This window comes from Candidatus Pantoea gossypiicola, from assembly GCF_008632075.1.
GTDB lineage: Bacteria > Pseudomonadota > Gammaproteobacteria > Enterobacterales > Enterobacteriaceae > Pantoea > Pantoea gossypiicola.
Map to the genome: position 1 here is coordinate 19,118 of NZ_VWVM01000007.1, position 11,109 is coordinate 30,226.

The following is an 11,109-nucleotide window of genomic DNA, read 5'->3' on the forward strand; positions in this document are numbered from 1 at the left end:
CCACACAGGGAGCTTTTCTATGTCTGCTCGTCATCCCATTATCGCGGTGACCGGTTCCAGCGGCGCAGGAACCACCACCACCAGCCTGGCGTTCCGCAAAATCTTCCAGCAGCTTGACCTGCATGCAGCGGAGCTGGAAGGTGACAGTTTTCACCGCTTTACCCGCCCGGAAATGGATATGGCGATTCGTAAGGCGCGCGATTTAGGACGTCACATCAGCTACTTTGGCCCGGAAGCCAATGACTTTGGCCTGCTTGAGCAGAGCTTTAAAGAGTATGGCCACAGTGGACAGGGGCAGTCGCGTAAATATCTGCACACTTACGATGAGGCGGTGCCCTGGAACCAGGTGCCCGGCACTTTTACGCCCTGGCAGCCGCTACCGCAGAACACCGATATTCTTTTTTATGAAGGATTGCATGGCGGTGTGGTGACGGCGCAGCACAACGTGGCGGAACAGGTCGATCTGCTGGTGGGCGTGGTACCGATTGTTAACCTGGAGTGGATTCAGAAACTGGTGCGCGACACTGGCGAGCGCGGTCATTCACGTGAAGCAGTAATGGATTCGGTGGTGCGGTCGATGGAGGATTACATCAACTTCATTACGCCCCAGTTCTCACGTACCCATATCAACTTTCAGCGCGTTCCAACCATCGATACCTCCAACCCGTTCGCTGCCCGCACCATTCCGTCACTGGATGAGAGCTTCGTAGTGATTCACTTTCAGGGACTGGAGGATATCGACTTCCCCTACCTGCTGGCGATGCTGCAGGGGTCGTTTATCTCGCACATCAATACGCTGGTGGTGCCTGGCGGCAAAATGGGTCTGGCCATGGAGCTGATCATGGGGCCGCTGGTGAAGCGGCTGATGGAAGGTAAGCGGATAGAGTAAGAGGTCAGCAAAAAACCCTCAGACAGCAGATGCCTTTCGCAAAAATGTAAAACCGGCTTTTCTGCGGATAAAGGCTTGCTGCTGAGCAGGCTTCAGGGAGCATACGCCTTTCGCAAAGACGCAAAACCGCCATCCCTGGCAGGCTCAGCGCGGGCCATCCCTGGCCCGCTATGCTTTGCTACAGGTGTATGCTCCCTTCGCTTCACGTCCGGCAGCCACATCCGGTTTCAGGGAGCTCGCTACAGACAGACCCTGATCACAAAGAATCTGACAGCAGCATATAAGCTCAACACGCAGGGAACCGGGTCAGAAGAGGAAAGCATCCCACGCCAGGGACAAAAACGCCGGGAGCGTTTTTGAACAACGCAACGCGTTGGCCCGGTCACGGGCGCACCTCAGGGATGAGGTGCGTAATTGCGTGGGCCGAGCGCCCAGGGATGGTTTAAGCGACTTTCCGATCTGGCCCGGTTTTCTGCGCAGGCTCGATCTTACCGCCGCCCAATGTTGCACGGGCCGTTAATGGTCGTTTTCAGATACTACAGCTCAATCACCTCATAGCTATGCGTAATCGTCACACCTTTACCCAGCATGATGGCCACAGAGCAGTATTTCTCTGCCGAAAGATCGACGGCGCGTGAGACCGCTTTATCCTGGAGCGCTTTGCCACTCACGATAAAATGCAGGTTGATGTGCGTAAAGATTCGCGGTGCTTCTTCACGACGTTCTGAGGTCAGTTTTACTTCACAATCAGCCACATCGTTGCGGCCTTTTTGCAGAATTGATACCACGTCAATCGCGCTGCATCCACCTGCCGCCATCAGCACCATCTCCATTGGGCTGGGCGCTTTATCACCCGAATTGCCATCCATCAGTATCTGATGGCCGGATGAGGATTCTCCAAGGAATGTCAGCCCTTCTACCCATTTCACTCTTGCCTGCATGATTTTTGCTCCGGAATACGCTGTTTTGTCGCCAGAGTACGCTTTCACCTGGTAAACAGCAATCCAGAGAAATCCGCCTGTAGCTGAAGCGAGACAACAGAAGACAGTCGGCAAAAGCTGTGCTACAAACAGTGCTGAAAATATTTTTCGTCACCCGATGGCGAAGCCGGGAAGAATGAAGCGCACTGCGCCTGATGCGGCCCGAATAATTTCCTGAAAAGGAAACGCTTGAAGCTTTCACCGCCTGACAGGGAAAACTGCCCCCTGTATTTTGGGCACGATTACAACAGAGGATAATAGCGAATGGTTCTCGGCAAACCGCAAACAGACCCTACACTCGAATGGTTCCTGTCCCATTGCCATATTCACAAGTATCCATCCAAAAGTACGCTGATTCACCAAGGTGAAAAAGCAGAAACGCTTTACTACATCGTGAAAGGTTCCGTCGCGGTTCTGATTAAAGATGAAGAAGGCAAAGAGATGATTCTTTCCTACCTGAATCAGGGCGATTTTATTGGTGAGCTTGGCCTGTTCGAAGAAGGTCAGGAGCGCAGCGCCTGGGTACGTGCGAAAAGCGCGTGCGAAGTCGCGGAGATTTCTTACAAGAAATTCCGTCAGCTGATCCAGGTGAATCCCGACATCCTGATGCGACTCTCCTCGCAGATGGCGCGTCGCCTGCAGGTCACGTCTGAAAAAGTGGGTAACCTCGCTTTCCTCGACGTCACCGGACGCATTGCTCAGACCCTGCTTAACCTGGCGAAGCAGCCAGATGCCATGACGCATCCCGACGGCATGCAAATTAAAATCACTCGTCAGGAAATTGGCCAGATTGTGGGTTGTTCACGTGAAACCGTGGGCCGTATTCTGAAGATGCTGGAAGATCAGAACCTGATCTCCGCACACGGTAAAACCATCGTCGTTTACGGCACCCGCTAACTCCTGTCATCCACGGCGTGATGGCAACATCACGCCGTTATTGTTTGTGTTGGGCCGATGTGGCGTCGAATCATTTATCATCCTGAAGTTAACTACGCCTTGCGGCAAACGCTGGTGCTCTGCCTGCCGGTCGCGTTGGGCTGGCTGGCTGGCGACCTGCAAAAAGGTCTGCTGTTCTCATTAGTGCCCGCCTGCTGCAATATCGCCGGTCTCGATACTCCGCATAAACGCTTTTTCAAACGTCTGATTGTGGGCGGCAGCCTGTTTGCCCTCGGCAGCTTTCTGATCCAGTGGCTCACCCTGCATGCGATTCCACTGCCGCTGATCCTCTTCGCTATGCCTTTGCTGCTTGGCGTCACCGGTGAGATTAGCCCGCTGCACGGCCGTCTGCTGCCCGGTACGCTTATTGCCGCCATCTTTACCCTCAGCCTGATTGGCCGCATGCCCATCTATGTCACTCCGCTGCTCTATATCGGCGGCACACTCTGGTATGGGATATTTAACTGGTTCTGGTTCTGGCTGTGGAAAGAGCAGCCGATGCGGGAGAGCCTGAGCCTGATTTACCGCGAGCTGGCCAACTACTGTGACGCCAAATATACCCTGCTGACGCAGCTGACCGATCCCGAAAAAGCGCTGCCGCCGCTGCTGGCTCACCAGCAGAAAGTGGTCGATCTGATCAACACCTGTTATCAGCAGATGCACATGCTGTCGGCAAGCCGCGATCACAGCCATAAGCGGCTAACGCGCGCTTTCCAGGTGGCGCTCGATCTGCAGGAGCATATCTCGGTCAGCCTGCATCGGCCGGAAGAAGTACAGAAGCTGGTAGAGCAGAGCCATGCTGAAGCGGTGATCCGCTGGAATGCCAAAACCATCTCGGCCCGGTTGCGGGTGCTGGCAGATAACATTCTTTATCACCAGTTACCCGACCGCTTTGCGATGGATAAACAGCTCGGCGCGCTGGAGAAAATCGCCCATCAGCATCCCGATAATCCGGTGGGTAACTTCTGCCTTTATCACTTCAACCGCATTGCGCGGGTGCTGCGCACCCAGAAGCCGCTTTACCAGCGCGATTTGATGGCAGACCGCCAGCGCCGCCTGCCGCTGTTACCGGCGCTGCGCAGCTATCTCTCGTTTCGCTCGTCGGCGCTGCGTACGGCGGGTCGCTTTGCGGTGATGCTGATGCTGGGCAGCGCGCTGGCGCTGTTCTTTAATATCCCCAAACCCTACTGGATCCTGATGACCATTATGTTCGTCAGCCAGAACGGCTACAGCGCCACCCGCGTCCGTATTCAGCACCGGGCGTTGGGCACCTTTGCCGGCCTGGTCATCGCGGCCGCTACGCTGCGGCTGGCGGTGCCGGAGTCCCTGGTGCTGTTGATCATGCTGGCGATAACCTTTATCAGCTATCGCTTTACCCGCCAGTTCTATGGCTGGTCGATGATTGGCTTTACGGTCACGGCAGTTTACTCGCTGCAACTGCTGTCACTGAATGGTGCGCAGTTTCTGCTGCCGCGACTGATGGATACGCTGATGGGCTGTCTGATCGCCTTTGGCGGGATGCTGTGGTTATGGCCGCAGTGGCAGAGCGGCTTACTGCGGCAGAACGCCCACGACGCGCTGGAAACCTACCAGGATGCACTGCGGCTCTTGCTGGGCGATGAACAGTCGCCAGAGAAACTGGCTTATCAGCGAGTGAAAGTGAATCAGGCACACAATGCGCTGTTTAACTCGCTAAATCAGGCGATGCAGGAACCCGCGTTCAACTCGCGCTATCTGACTGATATGCGGCTCTGGGTCACCCACAGTCAGTTTATTGTCGAGCATATCAATGCGATAACGATTCTGGCGCGCGAGCACACGATGCTGACCGCCTCGCTGGCTCAACGCTATCTGCAATCCTGCGAAATTGCGCTGCAGCGGTGTCAGCAGCGGCTGGAATATGATGGTGAAAGCTCACAGGTGAATCTGCTGGATGACCTGGAGAACATCAGTGAGGGACCGATTACGGTGGTGGAGCAGCATGTGCGGCGCATTCTCGATCATCTGAGCGTGATGTACACCATTTCATCGCTGGCGTGGAACCAGCGACCGCAACATGGCCGCTGGCTGATCAGACGCTTACGTAAAAACTAAGCTAGCCGTTAAGCACTTTGCCGACGGCGGTGGCGAAGCGGCTCATGCCCTCTTCAATGTCGGCCGGTTCGATGATCAGCGACGGGGCAAAACGCATCACATCGGTGCCAGCTACCAGTACCATCACACCTTCAGCGGCAGCGGCATTCAGAATGTCGCGCGACCTGCCGGCATGCTGAGGTTTAAGCGCCGCGCCAATCAGCAGACCTTTACCGCGAATGTCACTGAACAGGTCATACTTTGCGTCGATGGCCTGCAGCGCCGTGACAAAGTGCTGGCGACGCATCTCCACGCCCGCCAGCACCTCCGGCGTATTGATAATATCCAGCGCGGTTTCGGCAATGGCACAGGCGAGCGGGTTGCCGCCATAGGTGGTGCCATGCACGCCCGGTGCCATGGTCGAAGCAATCTCGTTGGTGGTCAGCATGGCGCTGACCGGGAAACCGCCGCCCAGCGCTTTGGCTGAGGTCAGGATATCGGGCTGGACGCCATAATGCTCATAGGCGAACAGCTTGCCGCTGCGTCCCATGCCGCTCTGCACTTCGTCCAGTACCAGCAGCGCCTGATGCTGATCGCAAAGCGCACGCAGTCCCTGCATAAATTCCTGCGTCGCAGGCATGACGCCGCCCTCACCCTGAATCGGTTCAACCACAATGGCACAGGTGTGATCGTCAATGACCGCTTTTACAGCGTCCAGGTCATTGAACGGTACGTGGACAATATCCGCCGGTTTCGGACCGAATCCGTCAGAATATTTTGGCTGGCCGCCCACCGTAACGGTAAACAGCGTCCGGCCATGAAAGGCATTATGAAACGCGATGATCTTACTTTTGAACGGACTGTGACGTTTGCAGGCGTAATAGCGCGCCAGTTTAAACGCAGCTTCGTTGGCTTCGGCACCGGAGTTGGCGAAGAAGACGCGATTGGCAAAGGTCGCCTGAATGAGCTTACTGGCGAGACGCAGTGCCGGTTCGTTGGTAAAGACATTGCTGGTGTGCCACAGCGTCTCGCCCTGGCTTTTCAGTGTTTCCACCAGCGCAGGATGGCAGTGTCCAAGTGCGGTAACAGCAATACCACCCGAGAAGTCGATATACTCTTTGCCCTGCTGATCCCATACGCGACTGCCCTTGCCTTTTACCGGCACAAACTGCGCAGGTGCATAAACAGGCAAAATAACGTTATCGAACGTCTCCCGCGTGACCGCCATTTTTTCCGCTGCCATTAGTGACCCCATTTGAATGATTGTTGTGCGACATTGAAATAATAATCACAAAATATGCATAAAAAATCATTCAAAGGCAACTTATTGCGTAAGGAAATTGCGCAGCAGCTGATGTCCCTGCTCGCTGAGAATGCTTTCGGGATGGAACTGCACGCCTTCCAGCGCCAGGGTTTTATGGCGGAATCCCATAATTTCGTCAGGCTCGCCGTCACGCACCGTCCAGGCCGTCACTTCGAACGCCTCGGGCAGAGAATCGCGCTGCACAATCAGGGAGTGATAGCGGGTCACAGTAAGGGGATTATTGAGATGGCGGAACACGCCCTGACCGGTGTGCTGAATCGCAGAGGTTTTGCCGTGCATTACCTGTCGTGCTCGCACGACCTGCGCGCCATACGCCTGCGCGATCGCCTGATGGCCCAGACAGACACCCAGCACCGGCACGTTACCGGCGAAATGCCGAATCGCCGCCAGCGAGATACCCGACTCTGACGGCGTGCAGGGGCCTGGGGAGATCACCAGATGGGTCAGAGGTAACGCTGCCATCTGCTCCAGGGTGATGGCATCATTGCGCACCACCTGAACCTGCGCGCCCAGCTCACAGAAATATTGATAAAGATTCCAGGTAAAGGAGTCGTAATTGTCGATAAGCAGCAGCATGACGCGTCCAGAATGATAAATCGCGCCGCTATTCTACGCGGTTAAGCCGCCTCACTCACCACTTTCGCAAACACCTGCTCCAGCGGCGTCAGATCGCCAGCTACACCCGCCTGATTAGCGGCTTTCCAGCTCTCTGCGTCCGTCTCTTCCCACGACAGCAGATAACCGGCATGCAACGCCAGCTGTTCAAAGAAAATGCGCTGTGCCCGGCCATTTCCATGACGGAAAGGATGCAGCATATTGATTTCGCAATAGTAATGGGCGATGCGCTGGATAAACGCGTCACGCGGCAGCTCAGCGAGTCCTTTCTCCTCTTCCAGCGCGGCCATCAGCGCATTGCCTTCCTTTTCGATATATTCAAAATGGCAGAACGGCGTTTCATCACGCCAGATATCGATGGTGCGCAGTTCGCCGGCCCAGCTGTAAACGTCCTGGAACAGCGTGCGGTGGATCTGGCGCAGGTAAGGCAATCCGGGATTACGCGGTCCCAGCTCCAGCGTGGCGGCACGCGCTGCACTGAAGCTCAGCTCCGCCTTGCGCAGTTGGGCGGCATCATGAATATCGACCAGATTTTTCAGCACCATGTCATGCTGCCACAGGTAAGGATCCTGGGTCACTGCGGTATTAGAGTCCATATTGCCTCCTCAGTGAGGCCAGGCGTGCAGCCGCATCTTCACTGTTCAGGCTGGTTTCATTCAGCGCGAAGCCTTCCAGCTTACAACTGGCCTGATAACTGGCGCTACGCCGCTGTTGCCACAGTGTGACCTTCTGTTTTTCGGTGAGTTTGTTCGCCATACCGCCTCCTGCTCAGGTTTTTGCCCTAAGTATAAGAGCAAATTCTGGCTTTGCCGGAAGCGGCAGGCGATCGCCATCCGCAGATGGCGACAAAAATCGTTAAGGCAGGACTTTGGCGGAGAGGATAACTATCGGTTTGGACGGCACATTCTGGTACGGACCCACATCTTTGGTCGGAACCTGAGAAATTTTTTCAACCACATCCTGACCTTTCACAATCTTACCAAATACGGCATAGCCGAAGTCTCGCTGGCCGTGGTCGAGGAAGGCATTATCCGCGACGTTGAGAAAGAACTGGCTGGTGGCACTGTCTTTATCGGCGGTACGCGCCATAGAGATGGTACCGCGCAGATTACGCAGTCCATTGTCAGCTTCGTTTTTAATTGGCGCGTTGGTCTGCTTCTGCTGCATATCCGTGGTGAAGCCACCACCCTGCACCATAAAGCCGGGGATCACGCGATGAAAAATGGTGTTGTTGTAAAAACCGTTGTTGACGTAATCAACGAAGTTTTTCACAGAAACCGGCGCTTTCTGGTTATTCAGTTCGAGTTCGATATTGCCGGCGGAGGTGGTGAGCAGAACGTGGGTGTCACCTTTTGCAGCCAGCGCCTGGGCGGAAACGGTAGAGAGCGCTAACAAGGTGATGGCCGCTGTTAAAGTACGTTTAAACATGAAAGATTCCTTACCTGGGAGAGCGGGCACAAAAACGTGATTGATTGTAGAGAGACTCGATTCTATGAGCCAGCGTTTTACTTATATTTACGCTGTTACGGCAAATGCGCTGAGCAAACGTTAAACAACCCTAATTGCGTGATTAAAATCACACAACACATGAAATATAGATCTGTAGTTTCACTGCTTGTTTATTAAGATCACAGTTCCGTTTACACTTTCTGACACTTTTTGGCACCCGGTTCTCAACAGGTTCAGAACATGACAAACCGTAATCGTATTGGCCTTACCTGGATAAGCTTCTTCTCCTACGCGCTGACCGGCGCGCTGGTGATCGTTACCGGCATGGTAATGGGCGATATCGCGAAAGATTTCCAGATTCCCATCTCCAGCATGAGTAATACCTTCACCTTCCTCAACAGCGGCATCCTGGCGGCGGTCTTCCTGAACGCCTGGCTGATGGTGATTGTGCCACTGAAGCGCCAGCTGATTTTCGGCTTCGTCCTGATGGTCCTGGCGATCATCGGATTAATGACCAGCCGCGATCTGACCATCTTCTCGCTCTGTATGTTTGTGCTGGGCGTAGTCAGCGGCATCACCATGTCGATCGGCACCTTCCTGATTACCCACATGTATGAAGGCCGTCAGCGCGGTTCACGGCTGCTGTTTACCGACTCCTTCTTTAGCATGGCGGGCACGCTGTTTCCGGTGCTGGCTGGCATTCTGCTGGCGCGTCAGTTGCCGTGGTACTGGGTCTATGTCTGCATCGGCTTCATCTACGTCGCGATCTTCATCATGACGCTGTGTGTGGAGTTTCCGGTGCTGCGCAAGCCTGAAAACAGCCCGACCGTTGAGAAAGAGAAATGGGGTGTGGGCGTGCTGCTGCTGGCTGTCGCGGCACTCTGCTACATTCTCGGCCAGCTCGGCTTCATCTCCTGGGTGCCGGAATATGCCACCAAAGTCATGGGCATGAACATCAATGATGCCGGACAGCTGGTGGGCAGCTTCTGGACGGCGTATATGGTCGGCATGTGGGCCTTCAGCTTCCTGCTGCGCTTCTTCGACCTGCAACGTATTCTGATGGTGCTGGCGGGTCTGGCTACGGTGCTGATGTACTGGTTCGTCAGCAGCAGCGATGCCGGCATGCTGAAATGGATCATCATGATTCTGGGCTTCAGCTCCAGTGCGATCTACACCACCATCATCACCCTGGGTTCGCTGCAGACCAAAGTCGCCTCACCGAAGCTGGTGAACTTCATTCTGACCTGCGGCACCGTCGGCACCATGCTGACCTTTGTGGTGACGGCACCTATCGTTGAGAAAAGTGGTGTGCATACCGCACTGGCGACCGCCAACGCGCTTTACGCCGTGGTATTTGTCATGTGTGCGCTGCTCGGCTTTGTCAGCCGTCATCGTACTCACGGTCACGTCACGCATTAATCCTTCAGGGCGGCGAGTGATTGCCGCCCTGCTCGTTAACGCCGGAAGTCTACGCGCTCCCGTTCCCGCCAGTAAATCTCGCTTTCTGCAGGCTTCGTCTCCGCCACGACCACACCGCGACGCAGTGAATAGCGCACCGGGACCTGCCTTCTTACCGCATCAAAACCGCTCTCTGCTGGCAGTATAATCAGACTGGCCTCGTTGCCGCTCTGAATGCCATAGCCTGCAAGCTGCATCGTCTTTGCACTATTGTGCGTAATCAGATCCAGACCTGCATCAATCTGCTCATAGCCCATCAGCTGACAGACATGTAATCCCATATGCAGCACCTGCAGCATGTTAGCGGTGCCCAGCGGATACCAGGGATCAAACACATCGTCATGGCCGAAGCAGACGTTAATCTCCGCCTCCAGCATCTCTTTCACCCGCGTAATGCCGCGCCGCTTGGGATAGGTGTCAAAGCGGCCCTGCAGGTGAATATTGACCAGCGGATTGGCGACAAAGTTAATGCCCGACAGCTTCAGCAGCCGGAACAGTCGTGAGGCGTACGCGCCATTGTAAGAGTGCATCGCGGTGGTATGACTGGCCGTCACGCGTGCGCCGTTGCCGTCGCGATGGGCCAGCGCCGCCACGGTTTCCACAAAGCGCGACTGTTCATCATCGATCTCATCGCAGTGAACATCGATCAGCCGGTCATAGCGGTTAGCCAGCGCAAAGGTTTTATGCAGCGACTCAACGCCATACTCGCGGGTGAATTCGTAGTGAGGAATGGCACCGACAACATCCGCGCCCAGTCGCAACGCCTCTTCCAGCAGCGCTTCGCCGTTGGGATAAGAGAGAATGCCCTCCTGAGGAAATGCCACTATCTGAATCGTGATCCACGGTGCCATCTCTGCTTTCAGCTCCAGCATCGCTTTCAGCGCCGTCAGTGAGGGGTCTGACACGTCAACATGGGTGCGCACAAACTGAATGCCGTTGGCGATCTGCCACTTCAGCGTCTGCAACGCCCGCTGCTTCACATCTTCGTGGCTGAGCAGCGCCTTGCGCTCGGCCCAGCGCTCAATTCCTTCAAACAGCGTACCGGACTGGTTCCACGCCGGTTCGCCCGCCGTCTGGGTGGTATCCAGATGAATATGTGGCTCAATGAAGGGTGCGCAGGCTAAGCCGCCTTCGCCGTCCAGCGATTGCTCCACCGGAGAAGGCTGCTGCGGCTGGGCTGAGATGCGGGCTATTTTTCCGTCGGCGATTTCGATTTGCCACAATCCTTCCCGCCAGGGCAGACGCACATTATTGATCCACTTAGGTGACAGCATGGCTGATTCCTTATCCGAAAAACCGGTGTGGTTAAAACTAACACGATTCATACCCTCATCAGCAATGCAGGATATTCAGCAGGTTAGCTGCGCCAGATAAACCCAATTAAA

Annotated in this window: 11 protein-coding genes; 4 read left to right on the forward strand and 7 right to left on the reverse strand. The window is 55.2% G+C overall.

Annotated elements, in window-relative coordinates:
* The first annotated feature begins 19 nt into the window (after positions 1-19).
* A complete protein-coding gene (locus F3I20_RS10710; protein WP_150011044.1) occupies positions 20-889 on the forward strand; it encodes a phosphoribulokinase in 870 nt (289 codons plus the stop codon).
* A 536-nt stretch (positions 890-1,425) separates the two neighbouring features.
* Here the strand turns inward: F3I20_RS10710 and F3I20_RS10715 are convergent.
* Complete coding sequence (locus F3I20_RS10715; RefSeq protein ID WP_003852949.1) at positions 1,426-1,830, reverse strand: OsmC family protein; 405 nt, start codon at positions 1,828-1,830, stop codon at positions 1,426-1,428.
* Positions 1,831-2,133: 303 nt separating this feature from the next.
* On the opposite strand from F3I20_RS10715, the gene crp reads away from it, so the two are divergent.
* Both crp and F3I20_RS10725 read left to right on the forward strand, forming a co-directional pair.
* Positions 2,134-2,766 (forward strand): cAMP-activated global transcriptional regulator CRP, encoded by a 633-nt coding sequence (gene crp, locus F3I20_RS10720; RefSeq protein ID WP_003852956.1) that lies wholly within the window; start codon positions 2,134-2,136, stop codon positions 2,764-2,766.
* A gap of 57 nt (positions 2,767-2,823) precedes the next feature.
* Positions 2,824-4,899 (forward strand): YccS/YhfK family putative transporter, encoded by a 2,076-nt coding sequence (locus F3I20_RS10725; protein WP_150011046.1) that lies wholly within the window; start codon positions 2,824-2,826, stop codon positions 4,897-4,899.
* A gap of 1 nt (position 4,900) precedes the next feature.
* Here F3I20_RS10725 and argD read toward each other — a convergent pair whose 3' ends face one another.
* The 5 genes from argD to ppiA all read right to left on the reverse strand — a co-directional run bounded on the left by argD (position 4,901) and on the right by ppiA (position 8,245).
* Positions 4,901-6,121, reverse strand: coding sequence for a bifunctional acetylornithine/succinyldiaminopimelate transaminase (argD, locus tag F3I20_RS10730; protein ID WP_150037535.1), 1,221 nt, complete (start codon positions 6,119-6,121; stop codon positions 4,901-4,903).
* 81 nt (positions 6,122-6,202) lie between these two features.
* Complete coding sequence (locus tag F3I20_RS10735) at positions 6,203-6,778, reverse strand: aminodeoxychorismate/anthranilate synthase component II (RefSeq protein WP_150011050.1); 576 nt, start codon at positions 6,776-6,778, stop codon at positions 6,203-6,205.
* A gap of 41 nt (positions 6,779-6,819) precedes the next feature.
* Positions 6,820-7,413 carry a putative adenosine monophosphate-protein transferase Fic gene (locus F3I20_RS10740; RefSeq protein ID WP_150037536.1) on the reverse strand — a complete coding sequence of 198 codons (594 nt, stop codon included), beginning with the start codon at positions 7,411-7,413 and terminating at the stop codon, positions 6,820-6,822.
* Positions 7,403-7,573, reverse strand: a complete 171-nt coding sequence (locus tag F3I20_RS10745; RefSeq protein ID WP_150011054.1) for a YhfG family protein — start codon at positions 7,571-7,573, stop codon at positions 7,403-7,405. Before F3I20_RS10745 ends, F3I20_RS10740 begins: the two co-directional genes overlap by 11 nt.
* A gap of 99 nt (positions 7,574-7,672) precedes the next feature.
* Entirely contained in the window at positions 7,673-8,245 is a 573-nt protein-coding gene (gene ppiA / locus F3I20_RS10750) for a peptidylprolyl isomerase A (RefSeq protein WP_150037537.1), read from the reverse strand.
* 261 nt (positions 8,246-8,506) lie between these two features.
* On the opposite strand from ppiA, the gene tsgA reads away from it, so the two are divergent.
* On the forward strand, positions 8,507-9,685 hold the full coding sequence (tsgA, locus tag F3I20_RS10755; RefSeq protein ID WP_150011058.1) for an MFS transporter TsgA: 1,179 nt from the start codon (positions 8,507-8,509) through the stop codon (positions 9,683-9,685).
* A gap of 35 nt (positions 9,686-9,720) precedes the next feature.
* On the opposite strand, the gene F3I20_RS10760 is transcribed toward tsgA, so the two are convergent.
* On the reverse strand, positions 9,721-10,998 hold the full coding sequence (locus F3I20_RS10760) for a cytosine deaminase (protein WP_150011060.1): 1,278 nt from the start codon (positions 10,996-10,998) through the stop codon (positions 9,721-9,723).
* Positions 10,999-11,109 lie beyond the last annotated feature (111 nt).

Excerpts from the sequence above, each read along its gene's own strand:
- F3I20_RS10710 (WP_150011044.1), top strand. The coding sequence starts at position 20 with ATGTCTGCTCGTCATCCCATTATCGCGGTGACCGGTTCCAGCGGCGCA.
- F3I20_RS10715 (WP_003852949.1), bottom strand. The coding sequence starts at position 1,830 with ATGCAGGCAAGAGTGAAATGGGTAGAAGGGCTGACATTCCTTGGAGAA.
- crp (WP_003852956.1), top strand. The coding sequence starts at position 2,134 with ATGGTTCTCGGCAAACCGCAAACAGACCCTACACTCGAATGGTTCCTG.
- F3I20_RS10725 (WP_150011046.1), top strand. The coding sequence starts at position 2,824 with ATGTGGCGTCGAATCATTTATCATCCTGAAGTTAACTACGCCTTGCGG.
- argD (WP_150037535.1), bottom strand. The coding sequence starts at position 6,121 with ATGGCAGCGGAAAAAATGGCGGTCACGCGGGAGACGTTCGATAACGTT.
- F3I20_RS10735 (WP_150011050.1), bottom strand. The coding sequence starts at position 6,778 with ATGCTGCTGCTTATCGACAATTACGACTCCTTTACCTGGAATCTTTAT.
- F3I20_RS10740 (WP_150037536.1), bottom strand. The coding sequence starts at position 7,413 with ATGGACTCTAATACCGCAGTGACCCAGGATCCTTACCTGTGGCAGCAT.
- F3I20_RS10745 (WP_150011054.1), bottom strand. The coding sequence starts at position 7,573 with ATGGCGAACAAACTCACCGAAAAACAGAAGGTCACACTGTGGCAACAG.
- ppiA (WP_150037537.1), bottom strand. The coding sequence starts at position 8,245 with ATGTTTAAACGTACTTTAACAGCGGCCATCACCTTGTTAGCGCTCTCT.
- tsgA (WP_150011058.1), top strand. The coding sequence starts at position 8,507 with ATGACAAACCGTAATCGTATTGGCCTTACCTGGATAAGCTTCTTCTCC.
- F3I20_RS10760 (WP_150011060.1), bottom strand. The coding sequence starts at position 10,998 with ATGCTGTCACCTAAGTGGATCAATAATGTGCGTCTGCCCTGGCGGGAA.